A 21,481-nucleotide genomic window follows, 5' to 3' on the forward strand; every position below is an offset into this window, starting at 1 on the left:
CGTGCCCCGCTGGAACGGCGGCCGCATACCGCTATCGAGCGAACTGGCCGATGCGGTTGTGGAACAACTCGGTGCCGCCTCGCGTGGCCGTTTCGAAAGTGACGAGATGCGCCTGATCGAGCCCCTGCTCCGTGTACAGATGGACTGGTCCGCGCTGCCCACGGAAACCACGTTGTTGGCCGAGGTGATGAAGTCCCGCGAGGGCTGGCACCTGTTCCTCTACCCTTTCGCCGGCCGCCACGTACATCTGGGCCTCGCAAGCCTGCTGGCCTGGCGCATGGGCCAGCAGCAGCCGCTGACCTTTTCGATTGCGGTCAACGACTACGGTTTCGAACTGCTTTCTGCGACCGAGGTGGACTGGCTGAAATGGCTGACGCCCGAACTGTTCAGCCAGAAAAATCTGCTGCAGGACGTGCTCGCCAGTCTCAACGCCGGCGAACTGGCACGCCGGCGCTTCCGGGAGATCGCGCGCATCGCGGGGCTGGTTTTCTCCGGATATCCCGGCGCGCAGAAGAGCGCGCGCCAGCTGCAGGCATCCAGCGGCCTGTTCTTCGACGTGTTCCGCCAATACGACCCGGCTAACCTGCTACTTACCCAGGCCGAGGAAGAAGTGCTGCGGCAGGAGCTAGAGGTCGAGCGGCTGGAGCAGACCATGAACCGGCTGCAAGGGCGCCAACTGGACATCCATCAGGTCAGACGCACCACGCCGCTTGCATTTCCTTTGATGGTCGAACGCTTTCGCGAAAGCATGAGTTCGGAAAAACTGGCCGACCGGATCCGCCGCATGGTCGCCGAGCTGGACAAGGCGGCTGGTCCCGGCGGCTATCAGCCTGAGGCGAATGCCAGCATCATGGTCGAACGTGAAACCGCGCCCAAGCGCAAAGCGCGGCAGACCAAGGACGGCACGCCACGCCTCAGGAAGCCGAAACGCGCCCCATGACGCTAGCCTCAGCACGCCCATGTCTCATATGAATCCTTACCAGCCCATCGAACTGGCCGGCAGTACGCTCTGGTTGCTTGCGGAAAAGGCCGTCTACTGGCCTGAGCAGCAGGCGTTGCTGATAGCAGATATACATTTCGGCAAGGCCGCAGCCTACCGGCGCCTGGGCCAGCCCGTGCCCCACGGCACGACCGATGCCAACCTGCGCCAGCTGGACGATCTGCTGGCGCGGTACGCCTGCCGCCAACTGATCTTTCTCGGTGATTTCCTGCACGCGCCGGAGTCCCGTGCACCATCCACGCTGGCCCGTCTGGCCGAATGGCGTGCGCAACATGCGCAACTGGAAATTACGCTGGTGCGTGGCAACCACGACCGCCGTGCCGGCGACCCACCGCGCGAGTTAGACATAAGCGTAGTCAGCGAGCCGTTACTGCTCGGCCCCTATGCCCTGCAGCATGAGCCGGACCCGCATCCGACCCATCACGTACTCGCTGGCCACGTACATCCAGCCTTTCAGCTACATGGCCGCGGCCGCCAGCGCCTGCGCCTGCCTTGCTTCTGCATCGGAGCGCGGCTCAGCCTGCTGCCGGCCTTCGGCAACTTCACCGGAACGATGACGGTGGCAGCCGAAGACAACTGGCAGATTTATGTGATCGGGGATGGAGAGGTCTGGCCGCTGAGACGCCCTGCGCCGGTCAGGCCTGGGATATGCCCGTGATGGTGATGCCATAACGCTCGGCCAGGCGTGTGGCCGGGGTGTCCTCCAGATCGGGCTCGTGCTCGTGCTCGATCTCCTGATCCGGATACAGCTCTTCTGCCTTGCGACTCACCAGTTCCACAGCCTCATCGATATCCGGCTGGTGCGCCGAGTCGATCTTCAATGTCGCGGTGTTGCCGTCTTTGTTGTACGCAATGATCCAAGTCGTCATGAAAGTGCCCCTCGCCTTAAAGAAACCCGTGTGGACGTAATAACGCCCATTTTGGTTTTTGTAAGTTTTTAGACCCATCCGGCGTCGGCAGTTCGGTCCCTCACTTAAACGGTAGCAGCTTTGTCGCGAGTGGAAGGTATCTCTTGGACTCGCGGCGGCTGGCTTGGCGATAGCAAGGGGGCGGCCGATGCGCAGGAAAGCGCGCGCAGAGCAGAGCCCGATGATGTGCTCAGCAGGCGGGCTCCTTGGATTCAATGAGTTGAAAAAACCGGGAGCGGAGCGGCTTCCCGGGAGGAAGCCGCGTCAGACCCTCTCGCCAATGATCAGGCGACAGGTGCGGGTGGCGGCTGATCGGGCACGGTGGGCTCGCCGGGCTCGGACGGCTGGGTGGGAACGCCTGGCTCCTCCGGATCACCCGGAATCCCGGCGGCGTGCCAGCCATCGGTTTCGGCGGCGTGGAAATAGCGATTCGATCGAGCGTCCATAACGTCCTCCACTGCATTAACCCGCAGCTGCGGGCTGGTCTGTAGTAGAGGTCGGGGCAGGCGCTTTCTATCCAACCTTCCGTCGGGCGGCCGGCCTGCCCCAGCGGATTACCACATCAGGTCGTCCGGCACCTGATAGGCGGCGTAGGGATCGTCGGCATCCGGCTCTTCGGTGCGGATGTTGAGCTGCACCACCCGCTGCGGGTCGCGCTCCTGGATCTTAAGCGCCGCTTCACGCGGGATCACTTCGTAGCCGCCGCCATGACGAACGATGGCCAGCGAGCCGCTGGCCAGCTTTTCACGCATCAGCTTGTTCACCGACAGCCGCTTGACCTTCTTGTCGTCGACGAAGTTGTAGTAATCCTCGGTGGTCAGCTTCGGCAGACGGCTGGTCTCGATCAACTGCTTGATCTGTGCTGTACGGGCCTTCTGTTCGGCCTTTTGCTGCTGCTGGCGGTTGAGTTCCTGATCGCGGGCGATCTTTTCCGCCTGCGCCTTCAGCGCCGCTTCGCGTTGCGAATCGTCCTTCTCGACCTGGCCTTTCTTCTCCAGGCGCTGCTGCTTCTGCTTCTGCTTGACGGCCTGCTTGGCCTGCTTTTCGTTGACCAGCCCGGCTTTGAGCAGCTGATCACGGAGGGAAAGACTCATGTTTCGGCTCGTCTCGTCGTGAATTCAAGTGGGACGCGGGTGGACGCTTCGGCCGCCCACCGAGCGGCATTGTGGTGGATGTGAAAAGACACATCCACCCGGAAAGTACAGTTAGGCGCAGGACGGCGATCGTTCGGCCTTCTTCGCCTCGCCCCAGAGCGCGTCAAGCTCTTCGAGATCGCAGTTCTCGATTGGCCGCCCCCCTTCACGCAAGGCCTGCTCGATGAAGCGAAAACGCCGCTCGAACTTGCCATTCGCGGCACGCAAGGCGTTCTCCGGATCGACCTTGAGATGGCGCGCCAGGTTGACCACGACGAACAGCAGATCGCCAAGCTCTTCGGCAATGGCTTGCGGATCGTTCTCGCTCATTGCCTCCAGCACTTCGCCGAGTTCCTCGCGCACCTTGTCCACCACCGGCAGCGCCTCGGGCCAGTCGAAACCGACCTGCGCCGCGCGCTTCTGCAGTTTCGCGGCCCGGCTGAGCGCCGGCAGCGCGCTGGGCACGTCATCGAGCAGGGACAATTGTTCAGGTGCGGCCGCTTTCTCGGCACGCTCTTCGGCCTTGATCTCCTCCCAGCGCTGCTTGATGGCCGCTTCATCGAGGCGCGGCAGCTCCGGCGAGCTGTACAGATCGCCATCGGGGAACACGTGGGGGTGGCGACGGATCAGCTTGCGGGTGATGGCATCGACCACCGTGGCGAACTCGAAACGCCCTTCCTCCCGGGCCAGCTGGCTGTAGTAGACGACCTGAAACAGCAGGTCACCCAACTCGCCGGGCAGATGATCGAAGTCGCCGCTTTCGATGGCATCGGCCACTTCGTAGGCCTCTTCCAGCGTATGCGGCACGATGCTCGCGTAGTTCTGCTGCAGGTCCCACGGACAACCATGCTGCGGATCACGCAACCGGGCCATCAGGTGCAGGAGATCGTTGAGTTGGTACATAGGATTCCTCAGCGAATCGAAGGCTGGTGAGGGACGCTGATGACATCACGGTGGATGTAAAAAACGACATCCACCCCACGGTTCGGTCTCGGGCAAAACGCCCCAAAACCGTATTGCATCGTAGGGTGGATGACGCTTCAACCATCCACCATGGCGCAGTAGGCGCCGCCGCTGTGCTGCGCCTTACGTGGCTCTTTGGCGCTTGGCTTCGATGATGTTCGGCAGCTGCGAAATACGGCTGAGCAAGCGACCCAAGGCATTCAGCCCCGGAATCTCGATAGTCAGCGTCATCTGCGCGGTGCTGTCTTCCTTATTCGAGCGGGTGTTCATCGACAGCACGTTGATGCGCTCGTTGAGCAGCATCTGCGAGATGTCGCGCAGCAGGCCGGCGCGGTCGTAGGCACGGATCATGATTTCCACCGGATAGGTCTTCTCCGGTACCGGCCCCCAGCTGACCTGGATAATCCGCTCCGGCTCGCGCCCGGCCAGTTGCAGCACCGACGGGCAGTCCTGACGGTGGATGCTGACACCGCGGCCCTGGGTGATGTAACCGACGATGGGGTCGCCCGGCAGCGGCTGGCAGCAGCCGGCCATCTGCGTCAGCAGGTTGCCGACGCCCTGGATCTGCACGTCACCGCGCTTGCCCGGCTTGTACGGTGCCGAACGCCGCGGAATCAGCTCCAGCTGGTCGTAACCGCGCTCCGGCTCGACCAGCTGTTGCGCCATGTTGACCAGGTGCGCCAGGCGCAGGTCGCCAGCACCCAGCGCGGCGAACATGTCCTCGGCGTTCTTCAGGTTGGCTTTTTCGGCCAGCTTGTCGAAGTCCACCGGCGGCAGATCCAGACGGCCCAGTTCGCGCTCCAGCAGTGCCTTGCCGGCGGCGACGTTCTGGTCACGAGCCTGCAGTTTGAACCAGTGGACGATCTTCGCCCGCGAGCGCGAGGTGGTGATGTAACCCAGGTTCGGGTTCAGCCAGTCGCGGCTCGGCGAGCCGTGCTTGCTGGTGATGATTTCCACCTGCTCGCCGGTCTGCAGGCTGTAGTTGAGCGGCACGATGCGCCCGTTAATCTTGGCGCCGCGGCAGTTGTGGCCGATCTCGGTATGCACCCGATAGGCGAAGTCCAGCGGCGTAGCGCCCTTGGGCAGGTCGATGGCATGGCCGTCCGGGGTGAACACGTAGACCCGATCCGGCTCGATATCCACCCGCAGCTGGTCGGCCAGGCCACCGATGTCGCCGAGCTCTTCGTGCCATTCGAGCACCTGACGCAACCAGGCGATCTTCTCCTCGTAATGGTCGGAGCCGGAATTGACATCGGTGCCCTTGTAGCGCCAGTGCGCGCAGACGCCCAGCTCGGCCTCTTCGTGCATGGCGTGGGTGCGAATCTGCACCTCCAGCACCTTGCCCTCCGGGCCGATCACCGCGGTGTGCAGCGAGCGGTAGCCGTTCTCCTTGGGGTTGGCGATGTAGTCGTCGAACTCCTTCGGAATGTGCCGCCACAGGGTATGCACGATCCCCAACGCGGTGTAGCAATCGCGGACTTCCGGCACCAGCACGCGAACGGCGCGAACGTCGTAGATCTGGCTGAACTGCAGGCCCTTCTTCTGCATCTTTCGCCAGATGGAATAGATGTGCTTGGCACGCCCGTCGATGTCGGGCTGGATGCCGGTCGCAGTCAGTTCGTCCCTGAGCTGCTGCACGACGTTCTGGATGTACTGTTCGCGATCGAGGCGACGCTCGTGCAAGAGCTGGGCGATCTGCTTGTACTGCTCGGGCTCGAGGTAGCGGAAGGACAGGTCCTCCAGCTCCCACTTGATATGGCCGATGCCCAGGCGATGGGCCAGCGGCGCGTAGATATCGAAGACTTCGCGGGCGACCCGTTGACGCTTCTCGTCGTCGGCCAGCTTCACCGCGCGAATGGCACAGGTGCGTTCAGCCAACTTGATCAGCGCGACGCGCACGTCATCGACCATGGCCACCAGCATCTTGCGCAGATTTTCCACCTGCGCCTGGGAGCCGAGCACGAGCGATTCGCGTGGGTTGAGACTGGCGCTGATCGCCGCCATGCGAAGCACGCCTTCGACCAGCTTGGCCACCACCGGGCCAAAACGCTGGTTCACATCGGCCAGCTGGATCTTGCCTTCACGCACGCCACGGTAGATAACGGCGGCGACCAGGCTGTCCTGGTCCAGCTTGAGGTCGGCGAGGATCTCGGCGATCTCGAGGCCGATCTGGTAGCTGGAGGTGCCTTCACTCCAGAGGTTCTGCGCCGCATTGGCCTGTTGTTCCGCCTCGCGGGCAAACTCGCAGGCCTCCTTAAGAGCCGCGCGGTCGAGTGCCGGGTCCATCCCCAGCACATGATCGAGCCAGCCATCCAGGTTGATACTACCGTCCGTATTGATCGGCTGAAGCGCTCTGACCTGTACCATCTAAACCTTCCCTTCTGCGCAGCTAATGCGCCATGAACGCCGGCATTCTGCGTGCCGGTCGGTTGAACCACAGGCAATTCGCCTGTCAAGAATGCAGCGTCGAGCGCTAACCCCGCTCGAACAACGCCATGGCCTCGACGTGGGCGGTCTGCGGGAACATGTCCAGCACACCCGCACGCTTCAGGCGATATCCCTGGCTGGCCAGCTCGCGCGCATCGCGCGCCAGGGTGGCCGGATTGCATGAAACATAGACCACGCGCCGCGCCTTCAGCTTCGACATTTGTCGAACGATTTCCAGCGCGCCGTCGCGCGGCGGATCGAGCAGCACCGCGGCAAAATCATTGCGCGCCCAGGGTGCGTCAGCCAGCGGCTTCGACAAGTCGGCCCGATAAAAGTGCGCGTGCGCCAGAGCATTGCGACGGGCATTTTCCTGCGCCCGCGTAACCATCGTCTCTACACCCTCGACACCCACTACTTGAGCGCCCGAGCGCGCCAGCGGCAGGCTGAAATTGCCTAGCCCGCAGAACAGATCAAGCACTGTCTCATCCTGGCCGACGTCCAGCCATTCCAGAGCCTGAGCGACCATCGCATCATTGACCGGCGCGTTGACCTGGACGAAATCGCCCGGACGCCAGGCCAGCTCCAGATCCCAGGCATCCAGTCGGTAACCCAGCGTCGCCGCGGGATCATCCGATTCAGGCTCACCTTCGCCCTGCCACCAGAGCTGCGCTCCATTGACGGTGGCGAAGCTGCGCAAACGTGCCACGTCTGTTTCCGACAAGGCTGCGGTGTGGCGGATCAGCACCGCCTCGGCCGTACCACTGAAGAGTTCGACGTGGCCGATAACCTGCGGCTTGCTCAGATCACGCAATGCAGCCAGCAATGCCGGCAGCAGCGATTGCAAGGGCTGTACCAGAACCGGGCATTCACTGATGGAGACGATTTCCTGGCTGGCGCTGGCGCGGAAACCGATGCCCAGATGCTTGCGTTTGATGTCCCAGCGCACTGCCAACCGAGCGCGACGGCGATAGCCGAAAGCCGGTCCCACCAGCGGCTCGGCCCATACCTCCGGCTGCAGATCGGCCACCCGCGCGAACTGCTCGGCGAGCGTGTGCTGTTTCAGCGCAAGCTGATCGGCGACGGGCACATGCTGCAGGTTGCAGCCGCCACATCGGCGAGCATGCGGACAGGGTTCGGCCCGACGCTGCGCACTGGCCTGGAGCACGCGCTCGCAGCGCGCTTCGACGATCTGACTGCGCCCAGCCAGCACGCGCGCCTCGACCTCTTCGCCAGCCAGCGCGCCTTCGACGAACCAGGTGCGCCCCTCGATGAAGGCAATGCCGCGCCCATCATTGGCCAGTCGCTCGATAATCAGGCGCTGCTTCTTGCCGACCGGCACCTGGGGCTTGCGCTCGCCGCCGCTAGGTTGAAAGCGCAGAGCGCCGCTACGTTTGGCCATCAGCTGAAACCTGCGCTGTTGTGTTCGTTGAAAATGTCATGGGCGACGCAATGCGGCGCATGGGAGCGCGCCGCTGATGCGCGAGTCAATTGGGCGCGTCATACACACCGGTCGACAGATAGCGGTCGCCACGATCACAGATGATCGCCACGATCACCGCGTTCTCGACCTCTTGCGACAGACGCAACGCCGCGGCAACGGCGCCACCGGAGGACACGCCACAGAAGATGCCTTCTTCGCGGGCCAGACGGCGCATGACCTGCTCGGCCTCGGCCTGCGACATGTCGACGACGCGGTCGACGCGCTCGGCCTGATAGATCTTCGGCAGGTATTCCTGCGGCCAGCGGCGGATGCCGGGGATGGCCGCCCCCTCCATCGGCTGTAGGCCGACGATCTGCACCGCGGCGTTCTGCTCCTTGAGGTAGCGCGAGACGCCCATGATGGTTCCGGTGGTACCCATGGAGCTGATGAAATGGGTGATGCTGCCGTGAGTCTGCCGCCAGAGCTCCGGCCCCGTGCTGTTGTAGTGCGCCTCCGGGTTGTCGCCATTGGCGAACTGATCGAGCACCTTGCCGCGACCTTCAGCCTGCATCTTCAACGCCAGGTCGCGGGCACCCTCCATGCCCTCTTCCTTGCTGACCAGGATCAGCTCGGCGCCATAGGCGGTCATCGCCGCCTTGCGCTCGGCCGTGGAGTTGTCCGGCATGATCAGGACCATCCGGTAGCCCTTGATCGCCGCCGCCATGGCCAGGGCGATCCCGGTATTGCCGGAGGTCGCCTCGATCAGGGTATCGCCGGGCTGGATGTCGCCGCGCATCTCGGCACGGTTGATCATCGACAGCGCCGGGCGGTCCTTGACCGAACCGGCCGGATTGTTGCCCTCGAGCTTGACCAGAATGGTGTTGCTGGTCTTACCCGGCATCCGCTGCAGGCGAACCAGCGGGGTGTTGCCGATGCAATCGGCAATGGTCGGATAGTGTGTAGTCATGGCGTCGCACGGCAGCGGAAAAGGTTGCCATGATACCGGCAACGCTCGACGACGGGCAGACCGTCTCTGCCTGTCCGCCACGACAACGGCTTACCCGCCGTCCCTCCCGATCAGGCTATGGCCGCGCGAGGATCTTCGGCGCCGCCTCAATGATCTGTCGCGAAAGGTGCTCCATACGTGGCGATTGCACCTTCCAGGTATGCCAGTAGAGGGCAATTTCCAGCGGTTCGTCGGTCGCCAGATCGACCACCTCACCAGTCTGCAACGCATCATGCAGCAACAGTTCCGGCACCATCCCGTACCCCAGCCCGTAGCGGATCGCGCTGAAATGCGGTTCGGCACCGGGGACGAAATGGCAGGGATAGGCGCCCTCCGGCAGCCCGAAGCGGCGCAGCAGGAACGACGACTGCAGGGTGTCCTTGCGCGTGTAGGCAACCACCGGCGCCTTGCGCGCGGCGTTGCGGGTCAGCCCGTTGGCAAAATGCTTCTGCCGGAACTCGCTGGATGCCACCAGTCGGTAGCGCATGCTGCCCAGCGGGCTGGCCGTGCAGCCACGCATCGGCTTGGGCTCGGTGCTGATGCAACCGATCGCCAGACCCGTCTCCAGCAGGCTGTAGGTGTGATCCTGGTCCTCGACGGTGAGATCGAGCAAGACCCGCTCGCGGATCAGCACCTCGGCCAGCGCCGGAAAGAACCAGGTGCCCAGGCTGTCGGCATTGAGCGCCGCGACCACGACCAGTGGCGCATCGCTGCGCTCGGCGAGGTCCGCCAGCAGATCGGCCTCGAGCAATGTGGCGCGTTTGAGGTACTGCAGCAGACGCTGCCCGGTTTCGGTGGGTCGGCAAGGCCGACTGCGCACGACCAGCGCGCTGCCCAGCGCGCTCTCCAGTGCGCGCACCCGCTGTGAAATCGCCGGTGGCGTCAGGTGCAGGCGCTGCGCAGCCTGTTCGAAGCTGCCAGTACGGATCACCGTGCGAAACGCTTCGGTCTGCTTCGGATCGAGATTCATGCGACCTGCCGATTAAGAAAATGTTTGGATGGCCTAAAAATACTTAGCCACGACAAATTTAGCCATCATTGCTCCATAATCGCGCATCCCTCGCTGCAGCGCCCCACTGGCGTGCAGCCCAGCCCGTCCGGAGTATCGTCGTGGAACTGCTGCACACCATCTACCTGATTGCCATCACGGCCGAAGCGATGTCCGGCGCCATCATGGGCATGCGCCGCGGCATGGACCTGTTCGGCATCTGCCTTCTCGGCACCGTGACGGCGCTGGGTGGCGGCACCGCGCGGGACGTGCTGCTCGGTCATTATCCGGTCGGCTGGATCGCTCACCCGGAGTACCTCACCTTCACCATCGGCGCGGCGATCGTCACCGGCTTCATCGCCCGCCACCTGCATCACCTGCGCATGGTCTTCCTGCTGGTGGATGGCCTCGGCCTGGTAGCGTTCACCGTGATCGGCTGCGATGTGGCGATGGGCATGGGCGCGCACCCGTCCATCGTCGTACTGGCTGGCGTGATCACCGGCATCTTCGGCGGGCTGATGCGCGACGTGTTGTGCAACCAGGTGCCGATGGTGCTGCAGCGCGAGCTGTACGCCACCGTCGCGCTGTTCACCGGTGTCTTCTACGTCGGCATGCTGTGGCTGGAGATCAATACCACGCTGGCCACTCTGACAGCGCTGGGCAGCGGCTTCCTGTTCCGCGTACTGGCGATGACCTTCCACTGGAAACTGCCGGACTTCAACGGCAAGGAAATCCGCGGCCTCGACTGAGGCTGCGACGCCACGGCTAGACCTGGCGTGCAGATTCCACCGAGCCGAGTCGCTACACTAGCGCGCTGCAATCAGGATCGGTGGACGGACTGTGCTGAAAGACCTAGGAATTCGTGGCCGCGTGCTGATGCTGACGCTGCTGCCCAGCACCTTGCTGGCGGTGGTGCTCGGTGCCTACTTCACCTGGATGCAGCTGTCCGAGATGCGCCACCAGCTCGACGAGCGCGGCCAGCTCATCGCCGAGCAGCTGGCGCCACTGGCCGCGCCTGCCATGAATCTGGGCTACGACAAACGCCTGCAGCGCATCCTGACCCAGGTGCTGGATCAGGCCGACGTCCGCGCCGTGACCATTCTCGATCCCGAACGCGTGCAGCGCGTACATGCCGGTCCGCGCATGTTGACCCCGCCTCCGCCGGGCGATCCGGAGAGCCTGACCCGCGTCAGCAGCATGGACCACACGCGCATTCTCATGCCGGTGCTCAGCCGCCACCTCAACCTCGCCGACGAAACCCGCGGGCCGGACGAAAAGCTGATCGGCTGGCTGGAGCTGGAACTGTCGCACCACAATACCCTGCTGCGTGGCTATCGCAGCCTGCTGACCAGCCTGTTTCTGGTGAGTGCCGGCCTGATCATCACCGCCCTGCTGGCTCTGCGCATGAGCCGCGCCATCAGTCTGCCGCTGCAGCGTGTCAAAGGCGCCGTCGCGCAGCTCAAGGACGGCCACCTGGAAACCCGCCTGCCACCATTGGGCAGCCATGAAATGGACGAGCTCGCGTCCGGCATCAACCGCATGGCCGAAGCACTGCTCAGCGCCCGTGAAGAACTGCAGCAGAGCATTGATCAGGCCACCGAGGATGTGCAGCAGAACCTGGAAACCATCGAGATCCAGAACATCGAACTGGATCTGGCACGCAAGGAGGCCCTGGAGGCCAGCCGGATCAAATCCGAATTCCTCGCCAACATGAGCCACGAGATCCGCACGCCACTGAACGGCATCCTCGGCTTCACCCAGCTGCTGCAGAAAAGCGACCTCACTCCGCGCCAGCAGGATTATCTGGGCACCATCGAGCAGTCCGCCGACAGCCTGCTCGGAATCATCAACGAGATTCTCGACTTCTCCAAGATCGAGGCCGGCAAGCTGGTGCTCGACAGCGTCCCGTTCAACCTCCGTGATCTGATCGAGGACACACTGACCATCCTCGCCCCGGCTGCACACACCAAGCATCTGGAGCTGGTCAGCCTGGTCTATCGCGACACGCCGCTGTCGCTGCTGGGCGATCCGCTGCGCCTCAAACAGGTGCTGACCAATCTGATCAGTAACGCGATCAAGTTCACCAACGAAGGCACCATCGCCGTCCGCGCCATGGTCGAGGACGACAATACCGATCGCGCCCAGCTACGCATCAGCGTGCAGGACACCGGCATCGGCCTGACCGATCAGGACCTGCGCGCGCTGTTCCAGGCCTTCAGCCAGGCGGACAACTCCATGTCGCGCCAGCCCGGCGGTACCGGCCTTGGACTGGTCATTTCCAAACGACTGATCGAGCAGATGGGCGGCGAGATCGGTGTCGACAGCATCCCCGACGAAGGCTCCGAGTTCTGGATCAGCCTCAGCCTGCCGAAGGCGCGGGATGACATCGAAGACCTGCCGCACCCGGCCTTGCAGGGCCGGCGGATCGCATTGCTGGAGCAGCACCCACTGGCCCGCCAGGCATTGCAGCATCAGCTGGAAAGTCTCGGCCTCGAAGTGCACACCTTCGATACCCTCGACCAGATGCAGGAAACCATCAGCGCTCAGCGCCAGGGCAGCCAGCTGATCGACCTCGCCGTGCTCGGCGTAACCGGCCGCGAAATCGAGCCGGACGCGCTCAGCCGGCGCCTGATGGAAATCGAGGCGCTCGGCTGCAAATGCGTGGTTCTATGCCCGACCACCGAGCAGGGCCACTACCACGACGCCCTCCCAGAAGCCCACAGCTATACCCAGCTGCAGGGCAAACCCGCCTGCACGCGCAAGCTGCAACGTGTACTGGTGGCGCTGGTACGCCCCAACCAAAGCTACCCGGAACCCACCGCAGCTGCGCCCGACCGGCCGGCGCGTGTGCTTTGCGTGGATGACAATCCGGCCAACCTGCTGCTGGTAAAAACGCTGCTCGGCGATATGGGCGCCGAAGTCGTTGCGGTGGATAACGGCCCCGCCGCGCTGGAAGCGGTCAAGCAGCATGCGTTCGACCTGATCCTTATGGACGTGCAAATGCCCGGCATGGACGGCCGACAGGCCACCGAAGCCATTCGCCACTGGGAGCACACCAACAACAGCGCGCCGTTACCGATCATCGCGCTCACGGCTCATGCACTGGCGAACGAGAAACGCTCGCTGCTGCAGAGCGGCATGGACGACTACCTGACCAAGCCGATCAGCGACCGGCAGCTCGCCCAGGTGGTGCTGAAGTGGACCGGCCTGGCCCTGCGCAGCCAGCCGCAACGTGCAGCGGAGCCGCCGCAGCAGGCTGAACCGAGCCTGAAAGTGCTGGATGAGGAAGAAGGCCTGCGCCTGGCGGCAGGCAAGGCCGATCTCGCCGATGACATGCTCGGCATGCTGCTGCAGTCACTGGAAGGCGACCGCCGAACCATTCGCGAAGCCCGCCAGGCAGGAGATCGCCAGGCGTTGATCGAGCGCGTGCACCGCCTGCATGGCGCCACCCGTTATTGCGGCGTGCCGCAGTTGCGCAACGCCTGTCAGCAGAGCGAGACCCTGCTCAAGCAGAACCATCCGGACAGCGAGGCCGCGCTCGACGAGCTGGACGCCGCCATCAGCCGCCTGGAGCAGGAAATCCAGGTAGACAGCTGATCGACCGCGCCGGGTGCCTCATCTGCGCCCGGCGACGCACATCGCGTTGCCCCGTCCTTTCAGGAACCAGCATGAACGACCACCCCCCTTCCGACGCCTTCCAGCATGCCGAACTCGACTGGGACGAGAACGGCCTGCCGCAGTCGCGCCAGTACGGCGACGTGTACTTCTCCCGCGCCAGCGGCATGGCCGAGACCGAACATGTGTTCCTCACGCAGAATGATCTGCCCCAACGCTTCGCCGCGCTACAGGACAACCAGCGCCTGGTGATTGGTGAGACCGGCTTCGGTACCGGACTGAACTTTCTTTGTGCGTGGCATCTGTTCGAGCGCGTAGCCCACCCGCAGGCGCGGCTGCACTTCATCAGCGTCGAAAAGCACCCGCTGACCCGCGAGGACCTGCAGCGCGCACTGGCGCTGTGGCCGGAGCTGCGAGAGCAGTCCGAGCAACTGCTGCAACAGTACGTGGCGCTGAATCCGGGCTATCAGCGTTTCGTCTTCGCTGGCGGCCGCGTTGTGCTGACCCTGCTGATCGGCGACGTGCTCGAATGCCTGTCGAGCCTGGATGCGCAGGTCGATGCCTGGTTCCTCGACGGCTTTGCCCCGGCGAAGAATCCGCAGATGTGGCAACCGATGCTGTTCGCCGAGCTGGCCAGGCTTTCCGCGCCCGACGCAACGCTGAGCACGTTCACCAGCGCCGGCTTTGTGCGGCGCGGCCTGATCGAGGCCGGCTTCGACATGCAGCGGGTGCCCGGCTACGGCCACAAACGCGAGATTCTGCGCGGGCGCCTGCGAGCCGCCAACGTCAGCATTTCGGACAAACCCTGGTTCGCTCGCCCGGGCTATACGACGGCCGAACGCCACGCGGTAATTGTCGGCGCCGGCCTGGCCGGCTGCGCGACGGCTGCATCGCTGGCCGCCCGCGGCTGGAAGGTGACAGTCCTCGAGCGCCACGCCGCGGCGGCACAGGAAGGCTCGGGCAACCCGCAAGGCGTGCTCTACCTCAAGCTTTCTGCCCACGGCACCGCACTGTCGCGGCTGGTGGTCAGCGGCTTCAGCTATACGCGCCGCTTGCTGAGCAATTTGCAAGCAGGCCAGGACTGGCAGGCATGCGGCGTACTGCAACTGATCTACGACGAAAAGGAGCGCGAACGCCAGGCCGAGCTGGCGGCAGCCTTCCCGGCCTCTCTGGTCCATCCGCTGTCGCGCGAAGCCGCTGAGGCGCTGGCCGGAGTGGCCCTGCCCGAGGGCGGATTGTTCTACCCCGAAGCCGGCTGGGCCAACCCACCGGCGCTATGCCAATGGCTGCTGCGGCGACCGGGAATCGAGCTGCACAGGCATCATGAAGCGCTCGAACTGCGCCGTAATGGGCGATCCTGGCAGGTGCTGGGCGGCCAAGCATTGTTGGCCGAAGCGCCCGTGGTGATCCTGACCGGCGCGGCGGACGCCGCGCGTTTCAGCCAGAGCGCCTGGCTGCCGCTCAAGCGTATTCGCGGGCAGATTTCCTGCCTGCCGGCGAACACCCAGAGCGGCCAGCTGCGCACCGTGCTGTGCGCCAAGGGCTACGTCGCGCCACCCCGAGATGGCACGCACACGCTGGGTGCCAGCTTCAACTTCCAGCAGACCGACGATACCCCCAGCGTCGCCGAACACCAGGCGAATCTGGAAATGCTCGAGCAGATTTCAGCGGATCTGTACCAGCGTCTGCAGGCGGACCCGCAACGTACCGAGGAGCTGGACGGGCGCGTGGCATTTCGCTGTACCAGCCCGGACTATCTGCCGCTGATCGGGCCATTGGCCGAGCCCGAGGCCTTCGCTGAAACCTATGCGGCGTTGGGCAAGAACGCCCGTCAGTCGCTGCACACGCCCTGCCCGTGGCTCGACGGGCTCTACGTCAATACTGCACATGGCTCGCGCGGAATGATCAGCGCCCCGCTGTCCGGCGAGCTGCTGGCCGCCTGGCTGGACGACGAACCGTTGCCGTTGCCTCGGGACGTCGCCGAAGCCTGCCACCCCAATCGTTTCCTGCTACGCAAGCTGATTCGCGGCACCTGAGACGCTCCGATGCCCGAGCCGCTGCCTACCGCAGGCTGTGACTTGCATCGTGCGTCGCCCGCACGGATACTCCCCCCACTATATTTCGTATCCTGGGAGGCATCATGAAATCACTGTCTTTGCTGACGCTCGGCTGGTTTGCATTGCAGGCCCACGCCGCGCCTGACGTCGATACCGAGCAGCTGCGCGGCGAGGCTGCCAGCCTGATTCCACCGTTCCAGCAGCAGTTGCTTGGCACGGTCAAGCAGGCGATGGCAGACGGTGGCCCGGCGGAAGCCGTCAAGGCATGCCGTCTTCTCGCGCCGGAAATCGCCAGCCAGCATAGCCAGGCGCCCTGGAAGGTAGGCCGCACCGCGCTGAAGCTGCGCAATCCGGACAACGCACCAGACACCTGGGAGCGCTCGGTGCTGGAGCAGTTCGCCAAGCGTTCGGCTGCAGGTGAACCGATCGAACAGCTCAAGCATGGTGAGATAGTGGCAGGCGAGTACCGCTACATGCAGGCGATTGGCACCGCTGAGGCCTGCCTGGGTTGTCACGGCGAAAAGATCAAGCCGGAGCTGGTGGAGCTGATCGACCGCCACTACCCGCAGGATCAGGCCCGCGGGTTTCGCGAGGGCGATCTGCGCGGCGCCTTCACCCTCAGCCGTGCCCTGCCACGCTGATAGGCCTTACACTCCGTCGGCGGGTGCGTGGCACCGCTGCGACCCGCCGTTCATCCAAGGAACGCTCGCCAGCGCGAGCGTACCAACGATGGACGATGGAACGCTGACGACGGAGCACGCATGCAAACCGATACGGTCCCTACCATTCCCCTGGCATCCGGCAGCTTTGCCTGATGGACGTTCTACTGCTGGAAGCACTGGGCATCGGCCTCATTCTCGGCCTGTTGCTTGGCCTCACCGGCGCCGGTGGCTCGTTGGTCGCCCTGCCCCTGCTACTCAGCCTGCACCTGCCATTGCGCGATGCCATCGGCGTCAGCCTCGGTGCGGTGGCCATGTCCGCACTCATCGGCGCGATTCCGCGGGCACGGCTCGGCCAGATCGCCTGGCGCCCGGTCATGCTGCTGGCTGTCTGCGGCTTGCCGGGCAACGCTACCGGTCAATGGCTCGGGCAGTTCATACCGGAGCGCGCACTGATCATCGGTTTCTGCCTGTTGGTGCTGTGGTCCGCCTGGCGCATGTGGCGCGGCGCCAACCTGCCGGCCAAGGAGAACGTCGAGGACCGACAGATGGCGCTGCTGGGCATCGGCGTTGGCGTTGGCCTGCTCTCCGGGCTGATGGGTGTCGGCGGCGGCTTTCTCATCGTCCCGGCGCTGCTCTGGTTTACTTCGCTATCGCTGCTCAGCGCCATGGCCACCTCGATGGCAGTGATCGCCGTCGTCAGCGGCGGTGGCTTCCTGCTCTACCTTACCGATGCCGAGCCACCGCTACCGCTGCTCGGTGGCCTGGCGCTGGGCGGTGCCTTCGGCGTGCTGGCCGGCAACCGCCTGGCGCAATACCTCAACAGCAGTCTGCTGCAGCGCCTGTTCGCGCTCATGTTGGTCACCGTCAGCCTGTCGCTGGGGATTCAAAAGCTGGTGCTGGGTCACTGACGATCAGGGTCGTCCCAGAACGGCCGGTTCGCTTCCCATTCGATGTCGGCACGGCTGCGGCCGATGTCCTTGAGCATGTCGTCACCGAGCGCGGCCAGCTGGCGCCGTTGGCGTGCCAGTTCGTTCCAGCGCTGCAGCTTGTGCCAGGCCTGCAGCAGCAATCCCGGCGCGGATGCCCGAAGTGCCTTCGGCAGATGGAAAGATTGCAAAGCGACTTTGTGCATGTTCATCACGACGCCCTCCAGTTGAGTTGGCGTCAGTCTCGCGCCCGGATTAAGATCAATCCAACGAATGTTCCTGATGCCTCGCATCTCGAGGATTGATGAATGGCCAACTACCCGAATATCGACACCGAGCTGCTGCGCAGCTTCGTGGCCATCGCTGACCACGGTGGCTTCACCCGTGCCGCAGCCGCGGTGAACCGCACTCAGTCGGCGGTGAGCATGCAGATGAAACGCCTGGAAGAGGATGTGTTGCAGCGTCCGCTATTCGAGCGCAACGGTCGGCAGGTCAGGTTTACTGCCGAGGGCCAGATACTGCTGGGCTACGCGCGGCGCATTCTCAAACTGCACGGCGAAGTCATGACCACCCTGCGCCAACCACACATGGTCGGCGCGGTACGCATCGGCACGCCGGACGATTACGTCATGCGCTTTCTACCCGGCATTCTTTCGCGCTTCGCCCAGGCGTATCCGCTGGTGCAAGTCGAGGTGCATTGCGAGCCATCGACCCAGTTGTTGCAGCGACGGGATCTGGACCTGAGCATCGTCACCCGCGAACCGGGCACCGAGATTGGCCAGTTGTTGCGCCAGGAGCACGTCGTCTGGGCCGCCGCCCCGGGCTTCGACCTGCATGAGCATCGCCCCCTGCCGCTGGCAACGTTCAATACCGATTGCTTCTGTCGCGCCTGGGTATGCAATGCACTGGATGCGCGGGAAATCGAGTACCGGATCGCCTATAGCAGCCCGAGCCTGTCGGCGATCATGGCGATCGTGGGTGCAGGATTGGCGCTGACCGCACAGCTGCAGAGCCTGATTCCTGCCGATCTGCAGATACTCGGTGAAAAGGAGGGCCTGCCGCGCCTGCCTCAGACCAGCATCGTGCTGCTGCGCAATCCGCAGCAGCAGTCGCCGGTCAGCGAAACGCTCGCCGGCTACATCGCCGATGGCTTTCGCCTGTAACGACAACGCCGGTCATGGGCGACCGGCCGCCATCTCGTCGAACACTTCCGGCACCAGCGCCGCATCGCCCTTGTCCGTCAGTTGCTGGCGTTGCGTCTGCTGCGGATCGTCGAGAATCGCCAGTAAGCGCGAGCCGCGCTCAGTCAGGACGAAGTTCTCGCCATTGCCGCCCTCCTCCTCGGGCCGCGAAACGATGAAGCCACCTTCGAATAGCAGACTTTCGTAGTCGGCCGCCTCGGCACGCAGGCTGTCCAGATTCGGCATCGGTTGACCTTCACTTTCCATCTGCGTCGCATGTTCTTCGGCGTAGTGGCGTGGCTTGAAACTGTCGTTGGCGCCGCGCTGAACTTCATGCAACAGGCGCAGGATAAGGCCCCAGTTATAGCTCATGGTCGTTCTCCCTCAGCAGATGTTCGCCTCGCGAATGAGGCGCCTACTGATTGGGACCGTTCACCACGGCGACCGGTTCGTTGTCTGAACTAAAGCGGCTGCGCTGCGATCCACCGTTCAGACCGATTGAACGAGGAGCGAGCCATGAAACTGCTGATGATTGCCCTGACCGCTGCCGCACTGGCCAGCCCGACCGTGCACGCCGCGTGCACGCCGGACGAAGTGAATGCCAAGGCCGAACAGCTGGCTGAGCGCGTCAACCAGCTCACCGAGAGCAATCCGGAGCGCGCCAAGGAGATAAATGAGGAGATTCGCCAGATGGAAGCCAAGCGCACCGCCGACCAGTTGGGCGACGAGTGCGAGGCCTATGACAAGCGCCTGAAGCAGATCGAGGAAGCGGAACGCGAGGCAGATATGCCGGCTGACGCTCAGCGCTGAGCTGAAGGCCGACGGTTACTCGGCCGTCGGCTTCTTGCGCTTGAGCGGTGCCATTCCATCCTGGCTCACCACCGGCGATGGTGACTCGCGCTTGGCGCCGTTCGGGCGCTTGCCGGCGGGTTTGGATTTCTTCTCGGTGCCTTTCTTCTTTTCGATCTTTTTCTTCTTGGTGCCAGCGGCCTTGCCCGACGCTTTAAGGTTCTTCGGGCCCATGTAGCTGCCTTTCAGCCCCTTGATCACCCGCCGCTCGAAACGCTGCTTGAGATAGCGCTCGATGCTGGACATCAGGTTCCAGTCGTTGTGACAGATCAGCGAGATCGCCAGCCCTTCGCCACCGGCGCGCCCCGTACGACCGATACGGTGCACGTATTCGTCACCCGAGCGCGGCATGTCGAAGTTGATCACCAGATCCAGCCCTTCGATGTCCAGCCCGCGCGCCGCCACGTCGGTCGCGACCAGCACCTTGACGCCGCCTTCCTTGACCCGGTCGATCGCCAGCTTGCGGTCTTTCTGGTCCTTGTCGCCATGCAGCACGAACGCCTTCACGCCCTCGGCAACGAGCCGGCCGTAGAGGCGGTCGGCCTGTACGCGGGTGTTGGTGAAGATCACTGCCTTCTTGTACGTCTCGTTGGCGAGCAGCCAGTGCACCAACTTTTCCTTATGTTCGGTGTTTTCGGCAGTGATGATCTGCTGGCGCGTGCCTTCGTTGAGTTCGCTGACGCGGTTGAGCTGCAGGTGCAGCGGATCGCGCAGCACGCTGGCGGTCATCTCGCGCAGCGCGGCGCCGCCACTGGTCGCGGAAAACAGCAGCGTCTGCTGGCGTTTGGCGCACTCGCCGACCAGACGCTGCACATCCTCGGCAAAGCCCATGTCGAGCATGCGGTCGGCTTCGTCGAGGATCAGCATCTCGACATCCTTGAGGACCAGCGTGCCGGCATTCAGGTGCTCGATCATGCGCCCAGGCGTGCCGATGAGAATGTCCGGCACCTTGCGCATGACTGCGGCCTGGACCTTGAAGTCCTCGCCACCGGTAATCATCGCCGACTTGATGAAGGTGAATTGCGAGAAACGCTCGACCTCCTTCAGTGTCTGCTGCGCCAGCTCTCGGGTCGGCAACAGAATCAGCGCCCGAACATCGGTGCGCACCACGGCATCGCCAATCAGCCGATTGAGCATCGGCAGTACGAAGGCGGCGGTCTTGCCGCTGCCAGTCTGTGCCGTCACCCGCAGGTCACGCCCTTCCAGCGCCGGCGGAATGGCCGCCACCTGCACTGGAGTCGGCTCGACGAATTTGAGTTCGGCGACAGCCTTTAGCAGGCGTTCGTGCAGGGCGAATTGGTCAAACAAGGGAGCTACCTCGGAGGTCGAAAAAAACAATGGCATAGGGTAACTCGTCTGCCGGGCAAAGGCGCGTTCTGTAACGGTCGCCATGTTTTCCCAGGCAAACACAGGCTAAGCTGAGGAAATAGAAGCGGCTTAATACCCAAGAGGTTCGCATGATGTCCAAAAAGCGAGTGGTACTGCTGACTGGCGCGCTTTCACTGGCGTTATACGCCGCTGCCGGCGCAGCGCAGCCGAAAAGTGATCACCCTGGCAAGGGCAAGCCCGACCGCGCACAGCAGCATCAGCCTTCGGCACAGCAGCCGCATCGCTACCAGGGTCCGTCGGTGGACATCGGTTCGGTCCGCATCACCCTGCGTAGTCATCGCGATCTGCTAGCGCCGGTCTCGTCCCTGCCACCGGGCATCCAGAAGAATCTGGCGCGCGGCAAGCCGCTACCGCCGGGCATCGCCAAGAACATGGACAGCCGCCTGCTGGGGCACCTGCCGCGCTACGAAGGCTACGAGTGGAAACAGATCGGCCGCGACGTGGTTCTGGTCGCCATCGCCACCGGCATCGTTTACGAAATACTCGAGAACATACTGGATTGATCGGTTCGCGTTCAGGCAGCCCGCGCGATGAGGGCAGCCTAGCGTCCTATTCTGGCTGGCAGGTCAACTTGATGCGCAGGCGAATCACGTCGCGCTTGAACTTGGACGTCAGTGCCTTGCGCTCACCTGGTTGCAACTCCGTGCGTCGCGTGCGCGGCGCTTCCGGGCCGTTCTGGAACACGGCGGTACACACCGCAGCCGTGCCCCCATAGTTGAGCAGCAGTAGCCCGGCGAAGTCACGATCAATGGTCTGCGGGGTGACGGTGATCTCCGCGCCGTTGAGCTGCTGCTCGACGTCTACCGGATAAGTGACCGCATTGGCCGTGAGTGGCAGCAAGGCGACGAGTAGGTAACCGATTGTTTTCATTTTGACTGGGCTCCTCTACAGAGTGGCCAGCCTAACAGACCTTGTATATGGACTCTCCCCACAAGCAGTGAGGAATAGCTTTTTCGA

The 21,481-nt window shown here is 63.7% G+C and carries 21 protein-coding genes and 1 pseudogene; 10 read left to right on the top strand and 12 right to left on the bottom strand.

Annotation, left to right across the window (positions count from 1 at the left end; translation table 11 throughout):
• Positions 1-940, top strand: a pseudogene (locus LO50_RS13350) (DNA ligase-associated DEXH box helicase); the annotation flags it as partial.
• A gap of 28 nt (positions 941-968) precedes the next feature.
• Positions 969-1,658, top strand: coding sequence for a ligase-associated DNA damage response endonuclease PdeM (gene pdeM, locus LO50_RS13355; protein ID WP_044315303.1), 690 nt, complete (start codon positions 969-971; stop codon positions 1,656-1,658).
• On the opposite strand, the gene LO50_RS13360 is transcribed toward pdeM, so the two are convergent.
• From LO50_RS13360 to LO50_RS13390, 8 genes are all read right to left on the bottom strand, one after another.
• Positions 1,636-1,869 (bottom strand): hypothetical protein, encoded by a 234-nt coding sequence (locus LO50_RS13360; protein WP_023447125.1) that lies wholly within the window; start codon positions 1,867-1,869, stop codon positions 1,636-1,638. The two genes, pdeM and LO50_RS13360, sit on opposite strands and share 23 nt — an antisense overlap.
• Positions 1,870-2,192: 323 nt before the next feature.
• Positions 2,193-2,354, bottom strand: a complete 162-nt coding sequence (locus LO50_RS25020) for a hypothetical protein (protein WP_023447123.1) — start codon at positions 2,352-2,354, stop codon at positions 2,193-2,195.
• A gap of 108 nt (positions 2,355-2,462) precedes the next feature.
• Positions 2,463-3,002 carry a DUF2058 domain-containing protein gene (locus LO50_RS13365; protein ID WP_014820031.1) on the bottom strand — a complete coding sequence of 180 codons (540 nt, stop codon included), beginning with the start codon at positions 3,000-3,002 and terminating at the stop codon, positions 2,463-2,465.
• A gap of 111 nt (positions 3,003-3,113) precedes the next feature.
• The gene (gene mazG, locus LO50_RS13370; protein ID WP_014820030.1) at positions 3,114-3,944 is read right to left on the bottom strand and encodes a nucleoside triphosphate pyrophosphohydrolase; all 831 of its coding nucleotides are present in this window, start codon (positions 3,942-3,944) and stop codon (positions 3,114-3,116) included.
• 183 nt (positions 3,945-4,127) lie between these two features.
• Complete coding sequence (relA, locus tag LO50_RS13375; RefSeq protein ID WP_003303988.1) at positions 4,128-6,371, bottom strand: GTP diphosphokinase; 2,244 nt, start codon at positions 6,369-6,371, stop codon at positions 4,128-4,130.
• A 106-nt stretch (positions 6,372-6,477) separates the two neighbouring features.
• The gene (gene rlmD, locus LO50_RS13380) at positions 6,478-7,830 is read right to left on the bottom strand and encodes a 23S rRNA (uracil(1939)-C(5))-methyltransferase RlmD (protein WP_044315304.1); all 1,353 of its coding nucleotides are present in this window, start codon (positions 7,828-7,830) and stop codon (positions 6,478-6,480) included.
• 85 nt (positions 7,831-7,915) lie between these two features.
• Positions 7,916-8,818 (bottom strand): cysteine synthase CysM, encoded by a 903-nt coding sequence (gene cysM, locus LO50_RS13385; RefSeq protein ID WP_003303986.1) that lies wholly within the window; start codon positions 8,816-8,818, stop codon positions 7,916-7,918.
• A 115-nt stretch (positions 8,819-8,933) separates the two neighbouring features.
• The gene (locus LO50_RS13390; protein WP_044315305.1) at positions 8,934-9,827 is read right to left on the bottom strand and encodes an HTH-type transcriptional regulator ArgP; all 894 of its coding nucleotides are present in this window, start codon (positions 9,825-9,827) and stop codon (positions 8,934-8,936) included.
• 140 nt (positions 9,828-9,967) lie between these two features.
• Here LO50_RS13390 and LO50_RS13395 point away from each other — a divergent pair, with 140 nt between their 5' ends.
• From LO50_RS13395 to LO50_RS13415, 5 genes are all read left to right on the top strand, one after another.
• Positions 9,968-10,594 (top strand): trimeric intracellular cation channel family protein, encoded by a 627-nt coding sequence (locus LO50_RS13395; protein ID WP_044315306.1) that lies wholly within the window; start codon positions 9,968-9,970, stop codon positions 10,592-10,594.
• Positions 10,595-10,685: 91 nt separating this feature from the next.
• The gene (locus LO50_RS13400; protein ID WP_201775189.1) at positions 10,686-13,442 is read left to right on the top strand and encodes a response regulator; all 2,757 of its coding nucleotides are present in this window, start codon (positions 10,686-10,688) and stop codon (positions 13,440-13,442) included.
• A 71-nt stretch (positions 13,443-13,513) separates the two neighbouring features.
• Positions 13,514-15,496 (top strand): bifunctional tRNA (5-methylaminomethyl-2-thiouridine)(34)-methyltransferase MnmC2/FAD-dependent 5-carboxymethylaminomethyl-2-thiouridine(34) oxidoreductase MnmC1, encoded by a 1,983-nt coding sequence (gene mnmC / locus LO50_RS13405; RefSeq protein WP_044315307.1) that lies wholly within the window; start codon positions 13,514-13,516, stop codon positions 15,494-15,496.
• 104 nt (positions 15,497-15,600) lie between these two features.
• Positions 15,601-16,158: a Tll0287-like domain-containing protein gene (locus tag LO50_RS13410; protein ID WP_044315308.1), complete on the top strand. Its 558-nt coding sequence runs from the start codon at positions 15,601-15,603 to the stop codon at positions 16,156-16,158.
• Positions 16,159-16,331: 173 nt separating this feature from the next.
• Positions 16,332-17,087: a sulfite exporter TauE/SafE family protein gene (locus LO50_RS13415; RefSeq protein ID WP_044315309.1), complete on the top strand. Its 756-nt coding sequence runs from the start codon at positions 16,332-16,334 to the stop codon at positions 17,085-17,087.
• Here LO50_RS13415 and LO50_RS13420 read toward each other — a convergent pair.
• Complete coding sequence (locus tag LO50_RS13420; protein ID WP_044315310.1) at positions 17,081-17,317, bottom strand: DUF1127 domain-containing protein; 237 nt, start codon at positions 17,315-17,317, stop codon at positions 17,081-17,083. The genes LO50_RS13415 and LO50_RS13420 overlap by 7 nt on opposite strands.
• 96 nt (positions 17,318-17,413) lie before the next feature.
• Between LO50_RS13420 and LO50_RS13425 the strand changes: the two genes are divergently transcribed.
• Positions 17,414-18,268: a LysR substrate-binding domain-containing protein gene (locus LO50_RS13425; RefSeq protein ID WP_003303972.1), complete on the top strand. Its 855-nt coding sequence runs from the start codon at positions 17,414-17,416 to the stop codon at positions 18,266-18,268.
• Between the two features lie 12 nt (positions 18,269-18,280).
• Here LO50_RS13425 and LO50_RS13430 read toward each other — a convergent pair whose 3' ends face one another.
• Positions 18,281-18,658: a hypothetical protein gene (locus LO50_RS13430; protein WP_044315311.1), complete on the bottom strand. Its 378-nt coding sequence runs from the start codon at positions 18,656-18,658 to the stop codon at positions 18,281-18,283.
• 144 nt (positions 18,659-18,802) lie between these two features.
• Between LO50_RS13430 and LO50_RS13435 the strand changes: the two genes are divergently transcribed.
• Entirely contained in the window at positions 18,803-19,096 is a 294-nt protein-coding gene (locus tag LO50_RS13435) for a hypothetical protein (protein ID WP_044315312.1), read from the top strand.
• Between the two features lie 15 nt (positions 19,097-19,111).
• On the opposite strand, the gene LO50_RS13440 is transcribed toward LO50_RS13435, so the two are convergent.
• Entirely contained in the window at positions 19,112-20,443 is a 1,332-nt protein-coding gene (locus tag LO50_RS13440; RefSeq protein ID WP_003303968.1) for a DEAD/DEAH box helicase, read from the bottom strand.
• Between the two features lie 149 nt (positions 20,444-20,592).
• Between LO50_RS13440 and LO50_RS13445 the strand changes: the two genes are divergently transcribed.
• On the top strand, positions 20,593-21,027 hold the full coding sequence (locus LO50_RS13445; RefSeq protein ID WP_044315313.1) for an anti-virulence regulator CigR family protein: 435 nt from the start codon (positions 20,593-20,595) through the stop codon (positions 21,025-21,027).
• Between the two features lie 46 nt (positions 21,028-21,073).
• On the opposite strand, the gene LO50_RS13450 is transcribed toward LO50_RS13445, so the two are convergent.
• Positions 21,074-21,394, bottom strand: a complete 321-nt coding sequence (locus LO50_RS13450; protein ID WP_003303964.1) for a hypothetical protein — start codon at positions 21,392-21,394, stop codon at positions 21,074-21,076.
• Between the last annotated feature and the right edge of the window lie 87 nt (positions 21,395-21,481).

Origin of the sequence: Stutzerimonas stutzeri (assembly GCF_000935215.1) — a bacterium.
Lineage (GTDB): Bacteria > Pseudomonadota > Gammaproteobacteria > Pseudomonadales > Pseudomonadaceae > Stutzerimonas.

Excerpts from the sequence above, each read along its gene's own strand:
- mnmC (WP_044315307.1), top strand. The coding sequence starts at position 13,514 with ATGAACGACCACCCCCCTTCCGACGCCTTCCAGCATGCCGAACTCGAC.
- LO50_RS13390 (WP_044315305.1), bottom strand. The coding sequence starts at position 9,827 with ATGAATCTCGATCCGAAGCAGACCGAAGCGTTTCGCACGGTGATCCGT.
- LO50_RS13450 (WP_003303964.1), bottom strand. The coding sequence starts at position 21,394 with ATGAAAACAATCGGTTACCTACTCGTCGCCTTGCTGCCACTCACGGCC.
- LO50_RS13425 (WP_003303972.1), top strand. The coding sequence starts at position 17,414 with ATGGCCAACTACCCGAATATCGACACCGAGCTGCTGCGCAGCTTCGTG.
- LO50_RS13445 (WP_044315313.1), top strand. The coding sequence starts at position 20,593 with ATGATGTCCAAAAAGCGAGTGGTACTGCTGACTGGCGCGCTTTCACTG.
- LO50_RS13365 (WP_014820031.1), bottom strand. The coding sequence starts at position 3,002 with ATGAGTCTTTCCCTCCGTGATCAGCTGCTCAAAGCCGGGCTGGTCAAC.
- LO50_RS13420 (WP_044315310.1), bottom strand. The coding sequence starts at position 17,317 with ATGAACATGCACAAAGTCGCTTTGCAATCTTTCCATCTGCCGAAGGCA.
- rlmD (WP_044315304.1), bottom strand. The coding sequence starts at position 7,830 with ATGGCCAAACGTAGCGGCGCTCTGCGCTTTCAACCTAGCGGCGGCGAG.
- LO50_RS13435 (WP_044315312.1), top strand. The coding sequence starts at position 18,803 with ATGAAACTGCTGATGATTGCCCTGACCGCTGCCGCACTGGCCAGCCCG.
- cysM (WP_003303986.1), bottom strand. The coding sequence starts at position 8,818 with ATGACTACACACTATCCGACCATTGCCGATTGCATCGGCAACACCCCG.
- LO50_RS13430 (WP_044315311.1), bottom strand. The coding sequence starts at position 18,658 with ATGAGCTATAACTGGGGCCTTATCCTGCGCCTGTTGCATGAAGTTCAG.
- LO50_RS13415 (WP_044315309.1), top strand. The coding sequence starts at position 16,332 with ATGGACGTTCTACTGCTGGAAGCACTGGGCATCGGCCTCATTCTCGGC.
- LO50_RS13360 (WP_023447125.1), bottom strand. The coding sequence starts at position 1,869 with ATGACGACTTGGATCATTGCGTACAACAAAGACGGCAACACCGCGACA.
- relA (WP_003303988.1), bottom strand. The coding sequence starts at position 6,371 with ATGGTACAGGTCAGAGCGCTTCAGCCGATCAATACGGACGGTAGTATC.
- LO50_RS25020 (WP_023447123.1), bottom strand. The coding sequence starts at position 2,354 with ATGGACGCTCGATCGAATCGCTATTTCCACGCCGCCGAAACCGATGGC.
- LO50_RS13410 (WP_044315308.1), top strand. The coding sequence starts at position 15,601 with ATGAAATCACTGTCTTTGCTGACGCTCGGCTGGTTTGCATTGCAGGCC.
- mazG (WP_014820030.1), bottom strand. The coding sequence starts at position 3,944 with ATGTACCAACTCAACGATCTCCTGCACCTGATGGCCCGGTTGCGTGAT.
- pdeM (WP_044315303.1), top strand. The coding sequence starts at position 969 with ATGAATCCTTACCAGCCCATCGAACTGGCCGGCAGTACGCTCTGGTTG.